Source organism: Hymenobacter citatus (genome assembly GCF_014333615.1).
In the GTDB taxonomy this organism is placed as follows: domain Bacteria; phylum Bacteroidota; class Bacteroidia; order Cytophagales; family Hymenobacteraceae; genus Hymenobacter; species Hymenobacter citatus.
In genome coordinates this window covers 67615-93279 of record NZ_JACSCY010000008.1, presented here as the reverse complement: position 1 = coordinate 93279, position 25665 = coordinate 67615, and the positions used below count along the sequence as shown (strand labels likewise).

Below are 25665 nucleotides of genomic sequence, written 5' to 3'. Positions count from 1 at the left end.
TATAAAATCATCACTAACATGAATACATTAGTAATATTTTATGCTTTTTTAACTCACTTAATACATGGTGTATAATTGTTCATTTTACCGCCATTACATGAGCTATTTCGCCATAACAATTTAGTAATACTACAACAGACAAGCCGGCACTTACATTTGTGCCGTTTTTCATTTAACCCTCTGTATGAAACACAGTTTTACACGTTACTTAGTAGTAGCGTTGCTATTGCTACTTGCCCATGTCGGTTGGACGCAGGGCGTGACTACTTCCGCCATGAATGGTACGATTACCGATCAGACGGGCAGCGGCCTGCCTGGCGCTACCATCATTGCGGTACACACGCCCACCAACACCCAATATGTGGCCCCTACCAACTCGGATGGCCGCTTCAACATTCAGAATATGCGCGTGGGTGGCCCCTACACCGTGCGTGTAACCTTTGTAGGCTACCAGGATTTTTTACGTGAAGGAGTTTATCTAACTCTGGGCCAAAACCTGCGCTTAGATGTAAACCTAAGCGAGGCCACGCAGCAATTGGGTGAGGTTGTAGTATCGGGCCGCCAGGATCCGGTTATCAACTCCAACCGCACGGGTGCTGCTACCACGGTACAGCGCGAGCAGATTGAGCGTTTGCCTACCCTGAACCGCTCGCTCAACGACTTCACCCGCCTCACGCCCCAGGCCAATGGCCAGAGCTTCGGCGGCCGCAACAGCGGCTACAACAACATCACTGTCGATGGAGCCATCTTCAACAACGCTTTCGGTCTTTCTTCTACGGTAGGTGGGCAAGCCAGCGCTCAGCCTATCTCGCTGGATGCTATTGATCAGATTCAGGTGGCTATTGCTCCCTACGATGTACGCCAGGGCTCTTTTACCGGTGCAGGCATCAACGTAGTAACCCGCTCAGGCACCAACAAGTTTTCGGGCTCGGTGTATGGCTTCTACCGCAACCAAGACTTAGTAGGCGATAAGGTAGGCGATGTAAAAAACCAGTATCCTAAGTTTAACTTGAAGAACTACGGTTTCCGGGTAGGTGGTCCCATCATCAAGGATAAGTTGTTCTTCTTTATCAATGGAGAGCAGGAGCGTCGCACCGATCCGCCAAACGGCAACTTCATTGCCAATCGGGCGGCTACCGCACCGGCTACCGGCTCGCAGACCTCACAGGCTAATGCCAATGACCTCGATTTCCTAAGCAATTTCCTACAGCAGCAGTACGGTTACAACCCCGGTCCTTACGAAGGCTACAACCAGCGCGCCAATAGCGACAAGGCCACCATCAAGATCGACTGGAACATTAACCAGAACAATCGCTTCAACATCAAGTACAATTACTTAAAGTCGTACGCTGACATCAACCCGAGCACCTCGGGTGCTATTGGGGGCAACCGCGCACAATCGCAATTCGGCCTACCCTTCTTCTCGTCGTACTACACCATCAACAACAATCTAAACTCGTTTATCGCTGAGCTGAACAGCACTATTGGCGGGGGCAAGTTCTCGAACAACCTGACGGCTGGTTACTCTGCCTTCCGCGATTTCCGCCAGAGTCCCGGTGGGTCTATTTTCCCGCTGGTAGATATTGGCAACAGTGTAGGACGCAGCACTTCCACCGCTGCCATTAATGGCATCCAAGCCTCTAACACGCTGACTTCGTTTGGCTACGAGCCCTTTACGGCTTTTAACATACTGAACTCGGACGTGTATCAGTTAGGAGACAACTTCACGGCCTACCTTGGCAAGCACAACGTGACGGTGGGTACTTACAACGAGTATTATAAGTTCCGCAACGGCTTTGCGCCAAACTACTACGGCAATTACTCTTTTAACTCTCTAGAGGATTTCTATGCCTCGGCCGGTTACAACTATACGCGTAGCAACGGTACAAGCACTCCGTCAATTGAGCCATTAGCTGCTGGTGTTAACCGCCCCGGCCCGGCCCGCTACAACCTGCAATACTCTGCCCTACCCGGCGGTGAGTTTCCGTATGCCGACATCCAGGCTATGCAGTTGGGCTTGTATGTGCAGGACGAATGGTCGCCGCGCAGCAATTTCAAGCTGACCTACGGCTTGCGCGCCGACCTACCTTTCTTGACTTCTGATTTGCTGCAAAACACGAACGCAGCAAATCTAACTTTCCGTGACGGAGTGAAGATCAATACCTCCGCCACGCCGAAGGAGCGTGTGCTGTTCTCGCCGCGCGTGGGGTTCAACTGGGATGCCAATGATGACAAGAAAACGCAGGTGCGCGGTGGTACGGGTATCTTCACGGGCCGTGTGCCCTTCGTGTGGCTCTCCAACCAAGCCAGTAACAATGGTGTGCAGTTTGGCTCGTATAGCCTGAGCGGATCTAATACGGTTAATCCTGTATCGGGCACTCCCTCCTACTTCAATGGCGATGTGAATGCCTACCGTCCGGAAAATGCTACCGCTAACACGGCCTACAACCTAGCCGTAACGGACAAAGACTTCAAATTCCCACAGGTGTGGCGCTCCAACCTGGCCATTGATCAGCAACTGCCCGGTGGCATTATTGCTACCCTGGAAGGTTTCTACACGAAGGATTTGAACGCCGTATATCACCAGAACGTGAACCTGCCTCAACCGTTGAACTACGCGGTAGGCGCAACAGAAAACAACCGCATCTATGCTGGCGACCGGCGACCTATTTTCTACACTTTAGGTGCAGCCCAAACAGGCGCTAATGCGGGCCTGGTGAGCATCACCCGCAACGAGCGAATCTACGGTGGGCAGGGTACGGCTTCAGCTGCCAACCCCAACATCAGCGATGCTATCCTGATGAAGAATACTAACAAAGGCTATTCGTATGCTGTGACAGCGCAGTTGCAAAAGTCCTTTGTGAGTGGCTTCTACGTGAGTGCGGCATACACTTACTCCGACTCACGCTCGGTGAACGATGGTGGCTCTATTGCCCAATCTATCTGGCGCGACCGGCAGATATCCGGCGACCCGAACGCTGATGTACTGAGCTACTCACAGTTTTTGCAGAAGCACCGCATTATTGCTTCTGGCTCTTATCGCAAAGAGTACTTGGGCCATCTGGGCACAACCATCTCTTTGTTCTATGAGGCTGCTCCGCAAAGCCGCTTCTCCTACGTGTACGCAGGCGACATGAATGGTGATAACCAAAACGCCAACGACCTGATGTACATCCCACGCAATGCTAGCGAAGTTAACCTGCGTGACATTGTATATTCTTATCAGAACCAAGCAAACCAATCGATAGAGTTTGCTCGTTACACTGCTGCTCAGCAGTATGCTGATTTGAATGCTTACATTCAACAGGACGACTATCTGAGCAAGAATCGTGGGAAGTATGCTGAGCGTAACGGCGGCGTGCGCCCCTGGCAAAACCGTCTGGATGCTCGTCTGTTGCAGGACATCTTCACCAACATTGGCGAAAACCGCAATACGCTTCAACTCAGCATCGACATCTTTAACATCGGTAACCTGATCAACAGTGACTGGGGTGTGTTCCAGACGCCGAATAAGGTGAACCCATTGTCGTTCTCTGGCTACAATACACAAGGACAGCCGGTGTTTACATTCCCTAATTTAACTAATCCTACCCGCAACGCTACCACAGGTGCCGTTACGCCAGGTACTCCGCTGACTAAAACCTTCCGCAACGACACGGGTGGTATTGGTTCGCGTTGGCAGGGTCAGATTGGCCTACGCTACATCTTCAACTAATTCAGAAGATTAACTTTCTAAAACAGGGCTGGCAATATTGCCAGCCCTGTTTTTTTGAAAAATATTTTAGCGCTAGCCTTGCGGATACCAAAATCTACCCTACTTTTGCATCACCAAAACGCAGTTGGCGGCTTGGTCTACGAAAACGGGGGATTAGCTCAGCTGGCTAGAGCGCTTGCATGGCATGCAAGAGGTCATCGGTTCGACTCCGATATTCTCCACTCCCGTTGCAAAAGCCTGACTCGTAGAGTCAGGCTTTTTTGTTTTTAGTAGCAACCGAGACGGCCCTGCTTCCAGGTAGAAAGCAGGGCCGTGTTGTTGAGTAGGTAAGCGTGTGAGGATGCTACACAAACAGGCCATCTACCGACAAATACCGCTCACCGGTATCGTAGCAGAAGGTGAGCACGCGGCTACCCTGGGGCATCTCATCGAGCTTTTTGGCTACTGCGGCCAGGGAGGCGCCGGAGGAGATGCCGCCTAGCACGCCTTCCTCGCGGGCCGAGCGGCGCGTCATTTCAAATGACTCCTGTTGGCTGACTTGGATAGCACCATCCAGCACGTTGGTGTGTAGGTTTTCGGGGATGAAGCCGGCGCCGATGCCCTGGATGGGGTGCGGACCTGGGGCACCGCCGCTGATAACGGGCGAAGCTTCGGGCTCTACAGCAAACACCTGCATATTTGGAAATTTTTTCTTCAACACTTCAGCTACACCAGTGATGTGGCCGCCGGTGCCTACCCCCGTGATGTAATAATCGAAACCTTCGGGAGCTTCTTCCAAAAGTTCTTGGGCGGTGGTATCGATGTGGATCTGAATGTTGGCGGGGTTGTCGAACTGCATTGGCATCCAGGCTTTGGGGTTTTCGGCCACCATTTCCTTGGCTTTTTCAATGGCGCCCTTCATGCCTTTCTCGCGGGGCGTTAGCTCCAACTGGGCACCGTAGGCCGACATCAGCCGGCGCCGCTCGATGGACATGGACTCAGGCATGACCAACGTAATCTGGTAGCCTTTCACGGCGGCTACCATGGCTAGCCCTACCCCCGTGTTGCCGGAGGTAGGCTCAATAATCACACTATCTTTGGTAAGGATACAGTCTTTTTCGGCCTGCTCAATCATGGAGAGGGCAATACGGTCTTTGATGCTCCCGCCGGGGTTGGTGCGCTCCGTTTTCACCCATACTTCTACGTCGGGACGGTGGGCAAACAGGCGGTTGACGCGTACCAGCGGCGTGCGGCCGATGGTATCTAGAATGGAATTAGCTTTCATGGGATGGGAATAGTTGAGTGAGTTACTGCTTATTGCTTGCTGAAGACAGTTTATGAAGTGGGTACCTATACAACATCTTTTTCGGTAAGAAGAACTGTGGCACCCCAAAGCATTTGCTAGGTAGTCAGCAAGTAGTTAAATCGAAAACATGATATCAGCCGTTGGGTCCTCGGTACGAGTTACTTGGATTTGGGCTTGGTGATACACGCGCGAATGCGAAGGCACGCTTTCTGTGAGCCACACATTACCCCCAATGATACTGTGACGCCCGATGACCGTGCTACCACCTAAAATAGTAGCGCCGGCATAAATTACCACATCGTCTTCGATGGTAGGGTGGCGCTTGGTATGCGCTAGGTGCTTGGCTACACTGAGCGCCCCCAGGGTAACACCCTGAAATATCTTTACGTGCGCGCCAATCACCGTGGTTTCGCCGATGACGATGCCCGTGCCGTGGTCAATGCAGAAAGACGGGCCAATCTGCGCGCCAGGGTGAATATCGACGCCCGTGCGGGTGTGCGCAAACTCGCTGAGCAGGCGGGGCACGCGGGGCACCGCCAACCGGTGTAGTGCGTGGGCCAACCGGTGCAGGGCAATGGCATAGAACCCCGGATACGTGGCAATGACTTCCAACAAGCCTTCGGCGGCTGGGTCGGCGGCCACGATGGCGGCGGCATCTAGCAGCAACAGCTCGCGCAGTTGCGGCAGTTGCTCGATAAAGTCGGCAGCTATAGCCGACGCCGGCTCTGCAATCGGCACTACACTAAGCAAGACCGCCAGATCGGAGCGAAGCTGGCTGATGGTAGCCGCCACAGCATCGGTGGTAGACAGGGGGCGGTCGGCGCGCTCCGGAAACAGGAGTTGCAGCACCTGCTCGGCCCAGTGGCAGAAAGCAGGCGCCGGAAGGGGCACAGCAGCCTGTTGGTGGGCGTGGGTGAGGGTGTGCAGAAAATCGTCGGACATGCGAAACGGATAAAGTAACGGCCGGCTACTGTTGCAACACACATAGTAGGAGCCGCCGAACGGTTTTCAACCAGTCGGCGGGCCGGAAGGTTTAAGGTACGTGGTACAACCACCATCCCCTACCCTGCGTTAGTTACGGTAATTCTCTCATCCACTCTAACTTCTACTCTGAACATTATGGCCGATACCACCATCACCAAAGTTGATTCGAAGCACTCGCCTACCGGCCCTGAGGGCGAAAAGTATTTGGCCTCTGGCGTCCACGTTTCGATGCGTATGTGGGAAAATGAGCAGCCTGCTGAGGCAAAGGAACCTTCTACGCGTCCGTACGAAACCGTAGGATATGTTATCAGTGGCCGGGCCGAACTGCATCTGGAAGGTCAGAAAGTGATTCTGGAACCCGGTAACTCGTGGGTAGTTCCTAAAGGCGCCTCGCATACCTATAACATTTTGGAGGCGTTTACGGCGGTAGAAGCCACTTCACCACCAGCGCAGGTGCACGGCCGCGAGGAAAAGTAATCTCCGATTTTCCTTTGAGTTCTATTGCAGCTCGCTTTTTCCGTAGTGAAAAGGCGAGCTGTTGTGTAGTATACCTCAGCCTATCCTGCTACTCGGTATATACCGATAGTTCTAGCAATGAGACCTATTGGCTCTGTTGATGAATAAAGTATATTCTATAAAAAATTATATATTTTACAACAACACTTATAATACATTTATCACTATAAATAATTGAAAGGCTTATCATTGCGATATAGATTATAACGCTTTCAAGAAAGGATTTTATATAACACAGTTCTTCTTTCCTCTCTGTATTCTAGCTAGTATACCTGCTTCATTTTTGTAGAAAGACAAATAGCATTTGTCGTTTCCTTTCTGCATTCTCAATATGAAGCACTTTCTACCTATTCCTACCCTTTTACTGATAAGTGGCCTAAGCGTAGCAACTAAGCCAACAGCAGGACAGCAAACCACTCCGACGGCTTTGTACGTGAATGATGCGGCTACCTCCAATGACCTATACACCCAAGCGGCGGGCAGTGACCTTACCGGCGATGGTACGGCCGCGGCGCCTTTTGCAACGGTAGGGCGTGCGTTGCAAGTAGCGCTAGCAGGCACTACTGTCTATGTAGATGCTGGCACGTATACCGAACGCATCGTATTACACAAAACGGTACACCTCCGTGGGGCAGGCACCGCAACAAATCGGCCCGATGGGGCTACGATTTTCAACGCGGGTTTGCCCCAATCTGGTGCGCGAAGCCATGAGGTAGGACTGCTGCTCACTGCCCCCGGTGGCACGGCAGCGGCACCGTTAGTCATTGCTGGCCTTACCATTCAGGCTTATGACCTCGGGATAGAAACCGATGGCAGCGCCCGCGCCAATGTGGTGTTGGAAGACGTAGAAATCCTGGACCAAAGGCAGTATGGTATTTTCTGGAACAGCCTGGGAGGCGCTGATAATCTGACGTTTCGGCGCGTGCACATTGCCCGAACGGCTGTTGATCCGGCCGATGTGCGTACCAACTATAATGGGAGTAGCAGCCCGGCAGGTCGCGGCTTGTTCATTGTCAATGGCACCAAACGGCAGATTTTGATTGAAGGTGGTGTTTACGAGCAAAATCGGCGCGCCGGTATTGACATCAACGATGGTAGCGTAAGCGACTTACTTATTCGTGATGCGCTATTCTCGCAGAATGGCGGCGGCGCTATTGCGTTGCTGGGGGCCGGGGGCCTGCGTGATGCGGCTGGCAACTTCCTGACTCCGGCGGCCCTGATTGAACGCAATATCATCCGCAATAACGGCTCCAACGGGATGGAGCTGAAATCAGTGACGGGCAACGGCCAAGCCAGCGGCCCGGGCAGCTTTGTGGTGCGAGAAAACGTGATTACACGCCTCACGACTCGCCCTAATCCGCTACCCGACGGGCTGCCCGAGGATATTCCAACCAGTCTGCTTGACGACAATGCCGCTATTGCCTTCATTGACCGTGACCGGGGGGTTATTCAAGCAGGGGGCGGCGTAACCGGCGACCTGGTGACGGGCGGCGCCTACCTCGCCAACAATACGCTGGAAGGATACATTGCCAGCGAACAGCAAAGCAACCTCAGCTCGGGCATCAACGGGTTCGGCATTGTGCTGGAGGGTAGCCACAACCGGGTTATCGGCAACCAAATCACGCAGTGCCAAATTGGTATTCAGGTGCAGGAGCGCCCTACCAACAGCACAGGGGTAGGCACGCCCTTCTTCGACATCAACCGCAATACCCAACTCCCTACCCTAGACAACCTTATCCAGGACAACAAGCTGGAGAACTGCACGCAGGCACTGGTAGCCGTCAACCTGAGCACGCCAGTAGCCGCACCGCTGAACTGGCTTGGCAGCACCGAGGTCAGCCAGCTTTACGGTCCCGACAAGCAGAATGGCTTGGTAGCCACAATCAGCAGGAACGGCAATACGTTTACGCGCGAAGCGCCAACCAGTGCAGCCGGGCGCATTGCCTACTCCCCTTTTCTGCATAGCAACCAGGATGCCGCCACCGACGCGGGCTTTCAGGGTGACCGAAGCTACCTGCACGTAGATGGCGCTAGCCCGGCCATCGTCCCCGGTGCCAGCTTGCAGCAAGGCGTGGAGTTCTTACCTGCAAACGGTACTCTTAGCGCCATGGCTGGCACTTACGATGAGGCTCTGACCGTAACCAAACCGTTTACCCTGACGGCCACCGGCAGCAGTACGCTGCGCGACCTTACCATCAACCTAACAGCTGGTAACGCCCTGACGCTGGGTGCCCCGTTTAGTTTGTCGGGAAACCTTACGCTTACGAGTGGCCATGTGGTGACGACCAGCACCAACCTATTGTCGTTGCTGGCTACGGCAATGGCTACAGCCGGCAACGCCACTTCGTACGTAGATGGGCCGCTGCGGAAGATTGGCAATCAAGCCTTCGTGTTTCCGGTAGGAAAGAATGGCCAGTGGGCTCGCGTGGGTATTTCTGCTCCTAGCGCTGCCAGTGCAGGTTTCACCGCCGAGTATCAAGCGCCTCAGGCGACTAGCACTACCACTAACGTGACGCTTGCGGCCCCGCTGCACAACATCAGCGCCATAGACACCTGGCAGCTGACGCAAGATGGCGGCGCGTCGGAGAATGTGCGTGTGCAGCTGTTTTGGGAAAACGCGTTCCGCAGCGGCATCGATGCCTTCACCAACGATTTGCAGGTAGCCCGCTACGATGGCAACACCTGGGTAAGCGCTGGCCACGGTAAGTTGAGCGGCGACTTGATGGCCGGTGCCGTAACTGCCGCGGATGCTGTGAGTCCGTTTGGCACCTTTACACTGGGTTCACTTTCTGCCGATGCCAACCCACTGATAACGGAGCTGGCCGCGCTGAAAGCCACTGAAGTGCAACCCAACGTGGTGCAACTAGACTGGACTACATCGGATGCGGTAGCCGTGCAAGGTTTCGATATCGAACGCTCCTACGATCAGCAGAGCTGGCAGAAAATTGGTGCCGTAGCCAGCCGGCCGGCCACGCCGCAACGCGCCTACACCTACCAAGACCGCCCCGACCGCACCAACGTAACGGCCTACTATCGGTTGCAGCAGGTGCTATCCAGCGGTACACGCGTATCGACGCCGGCGGCTGTAAACCTCACCAGCGTGACACTGCCCACCAAGGCCGCCGTTGCATCTACCGCGTTCAGTCTGTATCCCAACCCTGCTACCCGCCACGTGCAGGTAGCCCTACCCTCCACTGCCACGGGTACCGTCACGCTCACGCTCTTTGATTTGACTGGTCGTACGGTTCTCACCCAAACGCTGCCGGCTAAATCCGGTGTTACCCTACCCCTACCGGCATCACTAACGGCCGGCACCTACATGGTCCGTGTGCACGGCCAGGGTTTTGCCGATAGTGTAGTGCGCTTGGTGAAACAGTAAATCATTTACAAGTATCATGAAAAGGCCTCAGTTGCTCAACTGAGGCCTTTTCTTTAAAACGGACCGCTCTTACCGCACTAGCTCGACCCGTTCTATTGGGTCGCCAATTTCTAGGCGCTGTACTACGTCCATGCCCGCTACCACCTGCGCAAAAATGGTATAGCGGCCGTCGAGGTGCGGGGTTGGAGCGTGGGTGATAAACCATTGGCAGCTCTCGGTGTCTTTGCCCGCCGAGGCCAGGCCTACGGCTCCCGCGCCATAGTGTAGGTTGGACAACTCCGAGCGCAGATTGTAGTCGGTGCTACCCCAGCCGTCGCCGCGTGGGCAGCCGCCTTGGGCCACAAAGTTGGGTACTACCCGGTGGAAGTTTTTACCATCGTAAAATCCCTGCCGAATCAGCTCCACGAAGCTCGCTACGGAGCCAGGCGCCTCTTCTACCAGCAGTTGCAATGTGATGATTCCCTTACCGGTGCGCACTACCACACGCTGGTTGGCTGGAATGGCAGACACCACCGCCCAGTTGATGGGGTGCGAAGCGGCCACCGCCACGGGCGTAGGGGTAGCTGGCTGCTTCTGCAAAAAATCCAGCGTCTGCTGCACCGATTGCCACGCCTCCAAGTCTCGGGGTAGAACGAGCTTTGCCTGCGCTTTTTGCAGAAAAGTGAGGTCGGGCAATAGCTGGCGGAGGTTCAGCTTGGGGTCGCGCAGGGCTTCGGCAGCAATACCGAGCAGCGCTACGTCGCCGGTTTCTGCGGCTTGCCGTAGCGTCAGCGCAAACGAGGCGTATTGTGCTGCCGGGAAATCGGGCTGATGTCGCATGGCAACCAGCGCCTCTAACCCATAGGTGCGTACTACCAATTGCTGCGCCGAGGCAAACGTGGCCTGTCGTACAAATTCATACGCTGCCGGATCTTCGCCTAGCGCTTTCAGCAAATATCCCTTCTCGTAAGCGTTGGCCGCAGCAGTATAGCGCTCCTGCACCGCCTGCCGGATAGCAGCCTGCTCAGCGGATCGCTGTTTTAGAGCAGTGGCTAGTAGAGTAGCCCGCACCCGCCACTGCGTCAGCTTATTGGCTTTTTCCAGAAACAGCATACCCGGTTCCTGACTGGCATTGGCCAGAAAAAAATCAGCTGCTATGAGGGCTACCTGGTCGTTCGAGTCCGTCAGAGCTGCCCAGGCGGCCTCTTTCACCTGCACGTACATGGCAGTATTCATAGCACGTAAGGCGCTTATTCGCACCCGGTAGTCGGAGTCGCGGCGGGCTAGGGTAGCCAGCAGGGCAGGCATTGTGGGAGCATGGCTGGCTTTGCCCAGCGCCAATGCGGCAGCTCCACGCACGGCATAGCTGGGGTCTGTTTGTGCGGCAGTGGCAAGCGAGGCAGCATAGGGCGTCAGGTCGAGGCTACGGGTGCGGGCCAGGGCATTGGCCGCAGCCAGGCGGGCACTGTAAGGATTCTCTTTGCTCAGCAACTGCACCAGCCGGGCTACCGCGGGCTCCGAGGTGATACCGCGCAAGGCGGCACGGTACAAGCCCCAGCTTTGCCCGGTAAGGGCGGCCGTATCGGCGGTCAGCTGGGTGGGTAGGCGCACCAATGCGGGTAGGCCCGTGCGGGTAGTGCATTTTCCTAGTGCCTCCAGCACCTCAGCACGCACCGCTGCATTGGACTCAGTGCTTACTTGCTGACGCAACGCCGCCTCGGCGGTGCTGTCGGCCGTCTGGCCCAGCGCGTAGGCTACAGCACGCCGCACCGATGCTTCTGGATCGTTGAGGTGCGCATTGAGCGCGCCCGTAGCGGCTTTATCCTGCACTGAGGCAAAGGCCAGCGCGGCCTGCTCGCGGTAGCGCGGCTCAGGGCTCAGCAGGTAGTTCAACAGTGCCGCCGTCCGGCGTTCATCCTGCAGGGTAGCAATCCGGCGCAGGGTGCTATCAGCCGCAAACTTGTTGGGAGCCGCCGCAACGGTCGGCGTAGTTGCGGTGGGCTGTGTGGTAGAGCAGGCGCTGCCAACGGCTGCCAGGGTAAGCAGAGCGGCCAGCCGCACACAGCCGTACTTCGGGATATACGAATTCATATTCGCCCCTAAAATAGGCAAAATGCGATAGGCGGCCTCTGCCCTACATGGGTTTGTGCGCGGCTATTCCTGTTGCCCCTCAGCGGCTATCGTTACCAACTGCTGCGCCAGCGTAGCAAATAGCGCCTCGTTGCCGGACTGCTGATAGTGGCTTAGCTTCTCTTCAAACTCGCTTAGCTCGTAGAGAAAAGCCCGTACGTTGTCGGCCGTGAGAGTTGTGAAGTGGCGTCCATACCCCAGCTTTTCTACCTCCGCCGCGTTCAAAAACTGCTCGAATTGCGCCGGAATGGGCACCGCGCACACGGGCTTATGCAGGTATACTGCCTCGCTGATCAGCGAGAAGCCGCCGTTGGTAATCACCGCGCGGGCGCTGGCCAGGTCCTCTATAAAGCCCTGCTCACTGAAAGCCCTTAGGTGCACATTACCATGGTTTTCTTCTTTATTGAAGCCATATACCCGAAACTCCTGCCCTGGTAGTGCTTGCAGCAGCGGCACCAGGTTGGTTTGGGTAGTGGCCGACTGGTACACCAGCACATGCTGACCACGGGTAGGCTGTGCGGCTAGAATCTCGGGGCGGATAATGGGCGGCACCAGCGTGGTATTGGGCTTCAGAAGCGGCAGTTCGAAGAAGGTAGTAACGAGGTAGTGCTGGCTGCGGGGCAGCTTGGCCCGCACAATCTGACGAGCCAGTTGCAGGTGTTCACGCTCAGTGGGCGGCACAGCAATATCCAGTGCGGCGCGGCTAATTATCTGCATGTTATCGATGCTAATAACGGGCAGACGCTTCCAACGGGCGAAGAAATAGCTAAAGGACTCGAAATCGGAAATCACCACGTCCGGCGTAAACGCGCCCAGCAGTTCGCGGTACCGGGCAAAGTTGACACGCAGACTTTCCGGGGCTGTGCGTAGCGTGAGTGCCACCGTGCGCACGCGCGACACCGTGACATCTTTATACGCCAAGTGAAACCCCTTGATTTCGTGTACCCGGCCCGGAAAGTTGCGGGCCAGCATCTGGTAGGCGCGGCTGCTGCTCACTACCTGCACCTCATGCCCCTGCGCCAGCAACCAGCCAATCACTACTTTGCTACGGGTAGCGTGCCCCAGCCCTTCGCCGGGCACACCGTACAGAATCTTCATAAGTGAAATGGTGAGATGGTGAAATAGTGAGTTGATGTTCTGGTGACGCTATTGGCGCAAGTTGCGCGGCGAGAACGTAAAACTCACCATCTCACCATTTCACTATCTCACCTATCGGGTAGGCACACGAAACTGCAGGCCTAGGCTAGGTACGATAGTGAGGCCTTTGAGCGATGTGGAAGTGTTGTTGAGCAGCGCGAAGGTACCGTAGTTCTGGTAGAAAATCGACAGCGACGGAATGAAGTAGGCGTAGCGGTAACCGATTTTGACGTTGGCAAAAGCACCAAACGACGAGAAATTCTGCTTGCTGAGCGGCAGATCCGGAATTTGCTGATTACTACCCTTGTAGAAGATATTAGTAGGCTGAAAGCGGTAGCTCAGAAACGTATGCGCGTACACCACACCGTAGGAGAAAGCGCCTTTTTCCTCTTCCGGCCCAAACGACTTACTGAACACCAGTGGCACCAGCAAATCGTGGCGGGAAGCGCGGAAGCCCACCGCATCAGTGATGTTGTCCAGAAAGGCCAGGCCGGGCAGTTTGGCCCGTTGTGTAGCGTATTGCAGGCCAATACTAGCGTAGGTGTCGCCGCCTCTACCCTGCGGGTGCTCTACAGAACCCACCGGCCCTAAGAACTGGTACATGGCATCGAACACGTGCGAGCCGAATGCATACTTATAGCCCACATCGAGGCGGTCGAGCACGCCGTAGCGCAGGTAGAGGTCAGCAGTGGGCTGCACGGGGTCCAGCACGTAGGCCAGGGCCGCAGCTTGCAGGTTGGTAACTGTTTGACTGTACTGCACGGTGTCCTTGCCAGCAGTGCTTTCAGCGGCCGATTTCAGTGCTGAGCCGGCTTTGCCTAGCGTGGCGGTCGGCACGTTGAAGGCCGCGTTGCCTCCCACCCGAAACTCACCCCGCGGTGTCACTTTACCCGTGCTGACGATGGTGCGTGGCGCCACGCAGGAGGTAGCGGCTAGCAACGCGGCGGCGGCTACCCAAGAAAAAACACTACGAAATGAAGTACGCATACAGGCGAAGGAAACAGATACAGACCGACAAAGAAACGGGTTATCGGCCCTTCGCCAAAACCAAGCCGAATGCTGTACCTGTTTTCACTGTGCAATGCAACCTATTCTAACGCAACCAGCCCGGCGCAGGGCTGCACCGGGCTGGTTTGTTGGTCTGTAGTAGCACTAGTTGCCGCCTCCTACGTAGCCTTCTGTGAAGACGCGGTACTGGTCGAAAATGGAGCGTACGGAGCGGCGCAGCACAATCTCGCCGCGGGGGCCGTTGGGCACGGTTACGCCGGAAGCATAGCCGTTCCAAACGGCGCGGTTGGTGTGGTTGTCAATCAGCGTCACGAGCAGGGTGCCCTCGGAGAGCAGCATGCGCACAGGCTTATAGCCACGCTTGTATTCGTCGGGCGTTTCATCGTCTTCTACCACGCCCATCTTCACCCAGCGCTCCAAGTCTTCCTGCATATAGCCGCGGAAGCGCATGTCGCCCTCAAACACCTGGAAGTTGATGAGCAGATCGGGGCGGGAGGTGGCGGGGCGGTAGCCCTGGGCACGCAGGCGGTTGCGCACGGCATCGCGCAGGGCCTCGCCTAGCCGGCTGGAATCGGAAGCCAGGCCCTGCCCCCGCATAAACTCGTAGGTGCGGTAGCGCTTAAACGTGCCGCTATAGCTATAATCTGATTCAATTCGGGCCTCACGCGTGGCAAAACAGCCAGTCAAACTCAACAGCAACAGCCCTACAAGCAGGGTAAAGGTAGGCTTCATACGGATGGATTGTAGTGAGAAAGGTCATGCCTAAGATAAGCAATATTTCGCCTTATTACTCTCACAATCAGTCGTAAACCCGGAAAAAATTTTGCCCTTCCAATTATTTATCGGTAGCCGGCTGCCTGTAGCTGAAACAATTCTGCATAGCGCCCGCCCCGCGCCAGCAACTCCTGGTGCGAACCGATTTCGATGAACTTACCCTGCTCGATAACCAGAATGCGGTCGGCCATGCGCACGGTGCTGAAGCGGTGGGAAATGAGTACGGCGGTTTTGCCCTGCGTCAGCTCGTTGAAACGCTGAAACACTTCGTACTCGGCACGAGCATCGAGGGCGGCGGTGGGCTCGTCCAGAATCAGCAGTTGGGCGTCGCGCATGTAGGCGCGGCCCAAGGCAATTTTCTGCCACTCGCCCCCGCTCAGGTCTACCCCGCCGGCAAAGCGCCGGCCGATGATCTGGTCGTAGCCTTGGGGCAGTTTCTTCACCACCGAGTCGGCCAGGCTTTGCGCGGCGGCCGACTGGATGCGGGCGGTATTTTCCTTTTCCTCGATACGGCCCACGGCCAGGTTTTGGCCCGCTGAGAGCTGAAAGCGCACGAAATCCTGGAAAATCACGCCGATTTCCTGGCGCAGCTCCTGCGGGTCGTACTCGCGCAGGTCGTAGCCATCGAGCAGAATGCGGCCCTCGGTGGGGTCGTAGAGGCGAGAGAGCAGCTTGACGAGAGTGGTTTTGCCGGAGCCATTTTCGCCTACCAGCGCCAGCTTTTCGCCAGCGTGCAGCGTGAAGCTGAGGTTACGCAACGCCCACTTCTCAGCGTTGCGGTACTTGAAGCCCACGTTGTCAAACTCGAACCCTACCTGGATAGGCCGCGGAAACGGCCGCACGGGCCGCGACTCGTCGCGCACAATGCGGGGCTGCAAGTGGAAGAAATCGAAGAAGTCCTGTAAGTACAGCGCGCCTTCGGCCACCGAGCTAAACCGACTCAGAATGCCTTCCAGCAAACTCCGCATCCGGGCAAAGGAACCCGCCAAAAACGTGAGCTGACCGATGGACACTACCCCGCGCACCGCCTGCGCAATAATGTAGACGTAGGCCGCGTAGTAGCCGGCCGCGCCCACCGCCGCGAAGAACGTGCCCCAGCCGGCGCGGCGCACCACTAGGCTCTTGTTTTTCTCATAAAACTCGTCGGAAAGCTGACGAAAACGGTCGGTAAGAAAGCCAGCCAGACCAAAAATCTTTACCTCCTTGGCAGTTTCGTCGGAGGCGCCGGTCACGCGCAGGTAGTCCAGCTCGCGGCGCTCGGGCGTCCAGCCGTGCACCAGCGAGTAGCTGCGCTCATTGAAGTGCGACTCGCCCAGAAACGCCGGCACCACGGCCACTAGCAGGAGCAGGAGCAGCCACGGGTTGAACGCAGCCAGGCCCACCGCCAAAAAGCCCATCGTGATAAAGTCCTGCGCCTGCGAGAGCACCTGCGACATGAGCACCGTGCGCGAGAGCGTTTGGCGGCGCGCCCGCTCCAGCTTGTCGTAGAAGGCGCTGTCCTCAAACTGGTCGAGGTCGAGGTGGGCGGCGTGCTCCATGAGGCGGATGGACGACTGGTTGGCGAACAAGTCGCCCAGCAGCGAGTCGAGCAGGGCTACGCCCCTACCCAGCGCATCGGACAAAATGGCCAAGCCGAACTCCAAGGCCAGCAGCGTGAGCACCGGCGAGAGCGTGCGCTCGGCGGCGGGTAGGCGGCTCAGCGCCACTACCTCATCCAGAATAAGCTGACCTACATATAGGATAGCAACGGGTAGGGCGGCCCGTAGCAGACGCAATATAATGTTGGCAAGTGTGAGGGCGGGGCTGGTGTGCCAGACCAGCTTCAGGAACTCCGGTAAGTTGCCCAGCGCCGAGAACCGCTCCCGCACCGAAAGGACGGGTTTGCCGTCGGGCCGCGGGCGCTTAGCGGAAACCGCGTGCAGTGAATCGAAAATTGAAGCCATTAGTAGCCATACGACACAATTCGCTCCAACTAGGTTCGTGGGGTGTGGGGTAGTCGTTTTGGCAGATAATCGGCACGTTGCTTTGACAGCAAGCACGAGCGGTTGACCAGCTGCGGTTTCTCGCGCCTACGTGTCCACTTCCACTATATTCTGGAGCTATCCTATTGCGTGTTGGCTCTGGCAGATGTCTGCGCCTACTTTTTACACTGACTTGATGCAGAAATCGAAAGGTATACGAACGAGCACGCATCTACTTCACGCAAATACCGCTGCGAGGTGCAACGCGTTACCCCTACCCTCGTCTGTATCAGGAGAGTAGGGTACTGCATTACCCAAGCAGACTATACTGCATAGACACGCACCCGCCTGCTCCCTTCTACCCGACCTATTTCTACCCTAAAATCCCACTTGCATGAAAAAACTATGTACTCTTTTTGCCTTAGCTGTGCTGTTATTGCCTGGCTTAGTGGCGCAGGCGCAAACAACGACGGCGACACAGTCGGTGCTCATTGACTTTGGCGTGAACGACGGCACCAACGGCAACTCCACGCCCAGCCCCGATGCCAACGGCAGCTATTGGAACAACGTGCTCAACAACACGGGGGACACGTTTTCCCTGATCGACAAGACAAATGCCGCCACCAATATCAAGCTGAATGTGGGGCCTAATTTTCTGACCAATGGCATACTCAACGGGGGCTTGCTGACGCCAGATGCCGCGCTGCTGGGCCAATACGCCGTAGCTACCGCTACTCAGGATTATTTTTTCGTGCAGGGCACCGGGGCCACCTCCACGGCCACCATTCGTCTGAGCGGCCTAGACCCCGCCAAGCGCTACGTGTTTCACGTGTTCGGCAGCCGGCAGATTGCTACCGAGCGGCGCGTGTCGCGCTACACCTTCGCGGGCGCTACCACCAACACCATCACGCAGACCACCTCGGGTGCCGATGTGGGCGCGAACGGCTACCCCGGCAACAACAACACAGTTACTGATTCTGATACGCTGGCTGCGAATAGTAGCGGCATCATTGAGCTGACGCTGAGCAAGTCGGCCGGTTCTTTCGCCTACCTCAACCTGATACGGGTAGACATTGTGCCGGCCCGCGCCACGCCCCCACCACCGCCTGCTACGGCTAACACCTTCTTCTACTTCGATTTTGGGGTAGACGACGGCACCAACGGCAACCCTACCGCCAGCCCCGATGCCAACGGCAACTATTGGAACAACGTCCTGAATATCACCAGCGCCGCCGACACGTTTCGGCTGGTAGACAACGCCAACCGGACGACCGGTGTGAAGCTTGCCGTAGGCCCTAACTTCCTGACCAACGGCATCAACACCGGCGGCCTGCTGGCGCCGGACGCGGCCTTGCTGGGCCAGTATGCCGTGGCTACTGCCACCCAGGACTACTTTTTTGTGCAGGGCACGGGCAGTACTGCTACCGGTAGGTTGCGCCTGAGCGGGCTCGACCGTACCAAACGGTACGTATTTCACGTGTTTGGCAGCCGGCAGATTGCCACCGAAACGCGGGTGTCGCGCTACACGTTTGCGGGGGCTACTACCAGCACCTTCACCCAAACCACCTCGGGCGCCAATGTGGGCGCCAATGGCTACCCCGGCAACAACAACACCATCAGCGACTCCGACACACTCTCGGCGGATGCCAACGGCATGATTGAGCTGACGCTGAGCAAAGAAGCCGGTTCCTTTGCCTACCTCAATCTGATGCGCGTGGACGTGGTGCCGAACCGCAACCCGGTAACCGGCAACATCGCCTTCCAGAATCCGGGCTTCGAGCTGGGCAACTTCACCAACTGGACTACTACGGCGCGCGGTACCGGCGCCACGACTACCATCAGCACGGCTACCAAGCACGCGGGCAGCTACGCCGCCCAACTGGCGGGTGGTAGCCTGGCGCTGGAGCAGCAAATTACCTACGTGCCTACCATTGGCACCACGGCGCAGAAGCTGAGCGGGTGGTTTTACAACCCGGCCACGGCGGGACTGCAAGGCAGCCAGGCGGTGCACTTGGAGCTGCTGTACTACAACAGCAACAATGTGCTGCTGGGGCAATTCCGCTCCGATTCGCTGACGGCCGCCTCGCCTGCTGGCACCTGGACGCAGCTGCAAACTACGGCCACTATTCCCACGGGCACGGCCTATGTGAAAGGGGCCGCTGTGTGGCGCAATTCCGCCGGGGCCGCGGGCAGCGCCTACTTTGATGATCTACTGCTGGAACCTTACACCGTGCCGATACCGCAGAACCCGTTGAAAATTGTGTACATGGGCTCGTCGGTACCTTATGGCACGGGCGCTACCAACAACTACGGCTACACGGCCATGTACTCCGATTTGCTGGCCCGCCGCGCCACGGCTGGCACGGGGCAGCCTTGGGTAACGGCCAATATTTCAGTGCCCGGCAACAATACGGTAGATGTGCGCAACCGCTACGCCGCCGACCTCCTACCCCAGCACGGCAAATACGTGGTATACGCCCTGGCCTTGGGCAATGAAGGCATCCTGACCGGCGGGCAGCCCATCTTCGACCAGTTTCGCACCAATATGACGCAGCTCATCAAGCAAGCGCGAGCTGATGGCATGGTGCCTATTGTAACGAACTCCTACACCCGCTCCGACTACACAGCCGAGGCCTACGCCTTTGTGCGGCAGATGAACCTGCTGATCCACGGCTGGAACGTGCCGAGCGTGAACCTGCTGGGCGCCGTAGACGACGGCCAAGGGCGCTGGGCCGCTGGTTATCGGTTTGATGACCTACACCCCAACGACCTGGGCCACGCCGAAATGGCGCATACGCTGGTGCCCTCCCTTTTCGATGCCCTGCACGCGGGCAAGCCCCTACCCACCCGCCGCCCTGGGGCAGGCGCGGGCATCACGCTGGGCAAAACGGTGGGGCAGCCTACCTCGGTGGTGCGCTTTGTGCCCGAGGATGTGGTGCACCCCTTCACCCAGGCGCTCCGCTTCAAGACCAACGGCGCCGGCCAGCTAGTCGAAATCCGCGACAGTGCCGGTATTGCGGCGGGCACCATCCGCATCAGCACCGATGGCAAGCTGCTCTACACGTCGGCCAAAGGCCAGACTATTACGGGCACGGTGCCGGTAGCCAATAACCGCTGGCATAAGCTGGTACTCACCCACTTCTACGCCCGCGGCACCACCATGCTCTACGTGGATAGTGTGCGGGAGGGTAGCGTGGCCGAGCGCCTGCGTCCTACCCAATTCGAGGTAGGCGGCACCACTGCCCCAACCAAGCTACAGTTGCGCGACTGGCTGTTGTACCGCTCGGGCATGAACCAGGACGAGGTGCTGGCTATGGCCGCCGACTCCCTACTCAAATCCAGCCTGGAGCTGTACGCCCCACTCGATGGCCGCCCCACCGCCGATTCGCTGGTCAACCTTGCTCAAAGCCTGAACACGCTAGCCCGAACCGCCGGCCCCGTAACGCTGGGCACACGCGAGAGTACGAGGGCGGCGCAAGTAATCCTGTATCCCAACCCTACCACCGGCGAGTTGCGCCTGCTGGCCCCCTGGAACCTGGAAGGCACCGAGGTAAGACTGTATGATACGATGGGTCGCCTCGTGCTCCGCACGAAAGCAGTGGGCGGCAAGCTCAACATTGGGGCGTTGAAATCCGGGGTGTACTCACTGGTATTTGAAACGACGGATGGGCTGGTACACAAGCGCATAGTGCGCCAGGCCAACTAAGCGCAAAAGGTGTAACCCGTCATGCTGAGCTTGTCGAAGCATCTCGCGTGCTGATGAAAGATACTATCCAACATCAGCACGCGAGATGCTTCGACAAGCTCAGCATGACGGGCTTTTTGACCTTTTAAACAACTCAAAAATCAAGCATACGGGAAGCAAAGGTTTTGCTTCCCGTATGCTTTGTTAGCCAATAGGTTATTCACCATTTCACCCTACCTACCCACAAAATCCGTGTAATCCGTCAAATCCGAGCGAATCCGTGGTCTACCTTTGCGCGCTATGTCCTCTGCTGCTCCCACCCGCGTGTACACGGCCGGTTTCTGGCTGATGTGTTTGTCGTCGTTCCTGTTTTTTGCCAGCTTCAACATGCTGCTGCCCGAGCTGCCCGACTACCTCACCAGCCTGGGCGGCGCCGAGTATAAGGGCTACATCATTGCCATGTTCACGGTCACGGCGGGGTTGTCGCGGCCGTTTTCGGGCAAGCTGGCCGATACGGTGGGGCGCATTCCGGTGATGGTGTTTGGGTCGCTGGTGTGCTTTCTGTGCGGCTTTTTCTACCCCTGGACGGCCACAGTGGGCGGCTTTCTACTGCTGCGCCTGCTGCACGGCTTTAGCACGGGCTTCAAACCCACCGGCACGGCGGCGTTTATTGGGGATATTATTCCGTTTGAGCGCCGGGGTGAGGCCATGGGCCTGCTGGGCGTGGCCAGCTCGATGGGCATGGCCGCCGGCCCGGCGCTGGGCGGCTTGCTGGCCGAGCATTTTTCGCTGAACGTGCTGTTTTACTGCTCTTCCGGCACGGCCTTGCTCTCGCTTATCGTGCAGGGCACCATGACCGAAACCCTACCCCCGGCGCAGCGCCAGAAGTTCAGCCTCAAGCTGTTGCGCCTGCGCTGGGACGAGGTGCTGGAGCCCCGCGTCTTCCGACCAGCGTTGGCTACCCTGCTGTGCATGTTTCCGTACGGGGCCGTGCTCACCGTCATTCCCGATCAGAGCACGTATTTGGGCATCAGCAATAAAGGCCTGTTTTTCACCTTCTACACCGTGGCCTCGCTGGTGGTGCGCCTGGTGGCCGGCCGCGCCTCCGACCGCTACGGGCGGGTGCCGGTGCTGCGCTTTTCCACTACCCTGCTGTTGGTGGCCCTAGTGGCGCTGGCCCTGGCGCCTTCGGTTCCGTTTCTGCTGGCGTCGGCCGTGCTCTACGGCTTTGCCACGGGCCTCAACTCCCCTACCCTCTACGCCTGGACCATTGACTTGAGCCCCGCCGAGCGGCGCGGCCGCGGCGTGGCCACCATGTACATTGCCCTGGAAGCCGGTATTGGCCTGGGCGCCCTGCTGGCCGGTTGGATTTTCGCCAACTCGCCCGCCCGCCTACCCTACGTGCACGGCCTGAGCGCCGCCGTTACGCTAGTGGCTTTGGTGTATCTGTGGGTAGGCGTGCGCCACCGGCCAGCTTCAGAAGTCGCGTAGCCTCCTACCCTTTTACCGCAGTCCTTCTGCCGCTACCGGCACGGCGGGTGTCTTCTTTTTTCTTCCAGTAACGCTCCAATCGGTCGGCCTCTTTTGCCGTGAGCTGAATTACCGTGCCGTGCTTCGGCGACGTGAAATTGGTGGCCTTCATCACGCCCGTGTTGAAATGCCCCAGGTCGTTGAACGTAGCGAAATCGGTGGTTTGGCAGAACCCGAAATTGTGCGGTTGAATGCTGAACACGTCATACATCAGCACCCATTTATCTTCCCCAATGCGCTTCCACATATTGGGCGCTTCGCAGGCGCCCGGCTCGGCGTCTACCCACGCGGGGTTGTAGCGGTAGCCGCTGTGGATACTGTCGGACAGCGCCATTTTGATACCGCCGGGCTTTTCCTGCGCCACGTACGTTAGGCAAAATCGCTTATCGGGGAGTTGGATGATGTCGGCATCCAACACCTGTATTTCGGGGTTTGGGTATTCGAAGAGGATTTTCGGGGCCGAGGTGAGCCGGGTAAAGGCCGCGTCGGTGTAGGCGTAATACAGCTTAGTGCGCCCGTTGCCCAAGCGCATCGTGAAGTATAGCATCATCTTACCAGCCGCGGCATCATAAATTGTCTCGGGTGCCCAAACACAGCCCACATCTTTTAGCTCCGGAAACGCCTTGTCGAAGCGCACGACATGGTGCGTCCAGTGAATGAGGTCGGTAGACCGGAGCAGCACCAGCCCGCGGTTGTTGCCCCACCCGTAGGCATTTTCGTCGCGCTCCCAGGTGGTGGCGCGGTAGCCCTTTTGCTTGGCAAACAGGTGCAAGTCGGTCATGGCCATATAGAAAGCACCATCGGGCCCGCGGTAGATGTGCGGGTCGCGGATGCCGCGCTGCTCAGCAATGGTGTCGCCGGCTATAACAGGCTGGCCCTCGTTCACGGCCGTGAACGTGTAGCCGTCGCGGCTGGTGGCCATAAACAGGCTGTGCGTGGGGTCGGTGAAGAACACGAACAGGTAGGCGCCCATCTTTTTTTCGTTGGGCAGTGCCCCGTGGCGTTGTGCCGCCACTAATCCCACCAAACTCAGCAACGCCACCACGCCTGCTACTACCCTATTTCGGTTCATACTTCCCTATAATGTCTTCGTCGAAAAATACGGCGCGAAACCCACACCAGCGCAACCGCCGCTAAACGACCACTAGCGCTCTGCACAGCAGCTGCGCATTTGTGCGTGAAACTTAGAGCACAAGCTCACAAATAAAGTACAGAAATTTGGCTAAATATCATCTTATCTTCATCTTTGATGAAGATAAGACAGCCTGCCTTATAAGATCGGCTTAGACTATCAGTATCAATTGGTTGCTATTACGAGTCGTTTCTACTTTTCCTGATTATGCGTCATTTTATACTCGGCAGTGGCTTGCTGCTGGGGCTACTGTGTGGCTACCGGCCAACAATGGCACAAAAGGCCGGCCTAAAGCCACCCATCTCCTTCGGCGACGTATCGGTCGCTGATTTTGCTCCCAGCCCGACCCCTGTGGCTGCCGATAGCGCCGCCGAAGCCGAGGTACTGTGCGACTACGGCCAGTCGCGCATTGTGGGGGCCACGGAGAAATTCCAGGTGGTGTTTGACCGCACCACGCGCATTCATATTCTGCGTAAGGCCGGCTACGAGTGGGCCACGGTGCGCGTGCCCCTCTACGTGGACGACGACCAGCGCGAGAAGCTCTCCAACCTGAAAGGCTTCACTTATAATATGGTAGGCGGCAAGGTGGAGAAAACCAAGCTCGACCCCGGCTCGGGGGTGTTCAGCGAGAAAATCGACAAAAACCACGTGCTCTACTCCTTCACCCTACCCAACGTGAAGGAAGGCTCGGTGGTGGAGTTTACCTATACCATCACGTCGGATTTTCTGTTCAACCTTCAGGATTGGCAGTTTCAGCACCGCATTCCTACGCGCTGGAGCGAGTACCGCGTGGCCCTGCCCTCGTTTTTCCGGTACAAGGAAATCACGCACGGCTACCTGCCCTTTGCCACCCAGGACCAGGCGTGGGTGCCCTACAGCACCGGCTACCACCAGAACCAACAGACGGGTTATGGGTCCGTGAATACGGGCCCTACCCAAACGACTAGCATCAGCACGCAGGCACTGGCTAAGCGCTGGGTGCTGCAAAACGCGCCGGCTTTCCGGGAAGAGCCGTTTATGGCCGCCGCGCAGGACTACATGCGCAGCGTGCACTTCGAGCTGGCCGGCTCCGATTTCACAGGTCACGACTTCCGCGACCTGTCGCATACCTGGGAGAAGATAGGGGCGGCGCTGCTGGCCGACGAGCGGTTTGGCGCGGTGCTCAACCAGAATTCGCCGCTGACAACCGAGGCCAAGGCCCTGCGCACCCGCCTACCCGATGCCCACGCCCGCGCCGAGGCCGTGCTGCGGCTGGTGCAGCAGCACGTGAAATACAACGGGCAGGAACGGCTCTATACGTCGCAGCCTACCCGCAAAACCTACGAGCAGCACCAGGGCAACTCGGCCGATGTGAACCTGCTGCTGCTGCAAACGCTGCGTGCGGCCGATTTGACCGCTAACCCCGTGCTGCTGAGCACGCGCAGCCACGGCCGCATCGTGACGGATATGCCCCTGCTCAGTCAGTTCAACTACACTATTGCCCACGTGCTGCTGCCCGATGGAGAATTGCTGCTGGACGCCACCGAGCCGTTGCTACCCATGGAGATGCTGCCGGAGCGCTGCCTCAACGAGCAGGGCCGCCTGCTGACTACTACCGGTGCCTGGCTACCCCTCACCAGCAACCGCAACTACCTGGAGTACACCAAGGCTGACTTCAAGCTCGACGATACGGGCACGCTGCGCGGTACCATGCGCCAGGGGTACAGTGGCTATGCTGGCCTGGCGGCCCGGCAACAGGTGTTCAGCCAGGGCGAATCGGCCTATAAAACCCAACTGGGCCACCGCTGGACCGACTGGCAGCTGACTACCCCGCCTACCTTGCTGGAGCTGGAAGACCCCAGAAAGGCCTTCGCCGTGGACGTAGCCATGACTCTACCCGGCTCCGAAACGCCGGCCGCTACGCTGTATCTGCCACTGATGCAGACGGTTGGCCTTACCACTAACCCTTTCCGCCACGCCGACCGGTTTTTTCCCGTCGATTTTAGTACCAGCCGTGAGCTGACGCAGGTGGTGAGCTTGGCCCTACCAGCCCGCTACACGGTGCAAGAGAAGCCTGCCGACCTGACCCTAGCCCTACCCGGCAATGCAGGCAAGTTTCTCTACCACGTGGCCCAGCCTACCCCTGACCGTCTGGAAATCACCTCGCGCTTACAACTCACCAAGACCAGCTACAGCCCGGCCGAGTACGCGGCCCTGCGCGAGTTTTACAGCCGTGCCATTGCCAAGCACGCCGAAATGCTGGTGCTGCAACGGAAGTAGAAGAAATACGCCAGCAGGATGACGAGACGCAAGTTTGCGTCTCGTCATCCTGCTGGCAATGAGAAATAACGCAAACCGTTTTCTACCCGCCGCCCTGCTTTCTGCCCTACACCTTATGCAACTATGATATTCTGCGGCTGCACGCCTAATTGGCGCGTGGCTGTGGCTCCCTGTGCCTACAATAATTACTA

14 protein-coding genes and 1 tRNA gene are annotated in these 25665 nt (G+C 57.4%); 7 read left to right on the top strand and 8 right to left on the bottom strand.

What is annotated here, in order from left to right:
• Window positions 1-184 precede the first annotated feature (184 nt).
• Both H8B15_RS11885 and H8B15_RS11880 read left to right on the top strand, forming a co-directional pair.
• Complete coding sequence (locus tag H8B15_RS11885) at window positions 185-3715, top strand: TonB-dependent receptor (protein WP_187319909.1); 3531 nt, start codon at window positions 185-187, stop codon at window positions 3713-3715.
• A gap of 147 nt (window positions 3716-3862) precedes the next feature.
• Window positions 3863-3936 (top strand) — tRNA-Ala (locus H8B15_RS11880).
• 122 nt (window positions 3937-4058) lie between these two features.
• On the opposite strand, the gene cysK is transcribed toward H8B15_RS11880, so the two are convergent.
• Entirely contained in the window at window positions 4059-4979 is a 921-nt protein-coding gene (gene cysK / locus H8B15_RS11875; protein WP_187319908.1) for a cysteine synthase A, read from the bottom strand.
• Between the two features lie 135 nt (window positions 4980-5114).
• Window positions 5115-5942 (bottom strand): serine O-acetyltransferase, encoded by an 828-nt coding sequence (locus H8B15_RS11870; RefSeq protein WP_187319907.1) that lies wholly within the window; start codon window positions 5940-5942, stop codon window positions 5115-5117.
• A gap of 177 nt (window positions 5943-6119) precedes the next feature.
• On the opposite strand from H8B15_RS11870, the gene H8B15_RS11865 reads away from it, so the two are divergent.
• Both H8B15_RS11865 and H8B15_RS11860 read left to right on the top strand, forming a co-directional pair.
• The gene (locus H8B15_RS11865) at window positions 6120-6461 is read left to right on the top strand and encodes a cupin domain-containing protein (RefSeq protein ID WP_187319906.1); all 342 of its coding nucleotides are present in this window, start codon (window positions 6120-6122) and stop codon (window positions 6459-6461) included.
• Window positions 6462-6831: 370 nt separating this feature from the next.
• Window positions 6832-9879, top strand: a complete 3048-nt coding sequence (locus H8B15_RS11860) for a T9SS type A sorting domain-containing protein (RefSeq protein ID WP_187319905.1) — start codon at window positions 6832-6834, stop codon at window positions 9877-9879.
• Window positions 9880-9948: 69 nt separating this feature from the next.
• Here the strand turns inward: H8B15_RS11860 and H8B15_RS11855 are convergent, their stop codons facing one another.
• The 5 genes from H8B15_RS11855 to H8B15_RS11835 all read right to left on the bottom strand — a co-directional run bounded on the left by H8B15_RS11855 (window position 9949) and on the right by H8B15_RS11835 (window position 16850).
• The gene (locus H8B15_RS11855; RefSeq protein ID WP_187319904.1) at window positions 9949-11949 is read right to left on the bottom strand and encodes a peptidylprolyl isomerase; all 2001 of its coding nucleotides are present in this window, start codon (window positions 11947-11949) and stop codon (window positions 9949-9951) included.
• A 63-nt stretch (window positions 11950-12012) separates the two neighbouring features.
• Window positions 12013-13086 (bottom strand): MJ1255/VC2487 family glycosyltransferase, encoded by a 1074-nt coding sequence (locus tag H8B15_RS11850; protein WP_187319903.1) that lies wholly within the window; start codon window positions 13084-13086, stop codon window positions 12013-12015.
• Between the two features lie 111 nt (window positions 13087-13197).
• Entirely contained in the window at window positions 13198-14112 is a 915-nt protein-coding gene (locus H8B15_RS11845; RefSeq protein ID WP_187319902.1) for a hypothetical protein, read from the bottom strand.
• Between the two features lie 165 nt (window positions 14113-14277).
• Window positions 14278-14865 (bottom strand): DUF4136 domain-containing protein, encoded by a 588-nt coding sequence (locus tag H8B15_RS11840; protein WP_187319901.1) that lies wholly within the window; start codon window positions 14863-14865, stop codon window positions 14278-14280.
• A gap of 107 nt (window positions 14866-14972) precedes the next feature.
• Window positions 14973-16850: an ABC transporter ATP-binding protein gene (locus tag H8B15_RS11835; RefSeq protein ID WP_187319900.1), complete on the bottom strand. Its 1878-nt coding sequence runs from the start codon at window positions 16848-16850 to the stop codon at window positions 14973-14975.
• A gap of 412 nt (window positions 16851-17262) precedes the next feature.
• Here H8B15_RS11835 and H8B15_RS11830 point away from each other — a divergent pair, with 412 nt between their 5' ends.
• Window positions 17263-20574 carry an SGNH/GDSL hydrolase family protein gene (locus H8B15_RS11830; RefSeq protein WP_187319899.1) on the top strand — a complete coding sequence of 1104 codons (3312 nt, stop codon included), beginning with the start codon at window positions 17263-17265 and terminating at the stop codon, window positions 20572-20574.
• Window positions 20575-20853: 279 nt separating this feature from the next.
• On the top strand, window positions 20854-22044 hold the full coding sequence (locus H8B15_RS11825) for an MFS transporter (RefSeq protein ID WP_187319898.1): 1191 nt from the start codon (window positions 20854-20856) through the stop codon (window positions 22042-22044).
• A gap of 4 nt (window positions 22045-22048) precedes the next feature.
• Here H8B15_RS11825 and H8B15_RS11820 read toward each other — a convergent pair whose 3' ends face one another.
• The gene (locus tag H8B15_RS11820) at window positions 22049-23155 is read right to left on the bottom strand and encodes a glycoside hydrolase family 43 protein (RefSeq protein ID WP_187319897.1); all 1107 of its coding nucleotides are present in this window, start codon (window positions 23153-23155) and stop codon (window positions 22049-22051) included.
• 267 nt (window positions 23156-23422) lie between these two features.
• On the opposite strand from H8B15_RS11820, the gene H8B15_RS11815 reads away from it, so the two are divergent.
• Entirely contained in the window at window positions 23423-25474 is a 2052-nt protein-coding gene (locus H8B15_RS11815; protein WP_187319896.1) for a DUF3857 domain-containing protein, read from the top strand.
• Window positions 25475-25665: the final 191 nt, after the last annotated feature.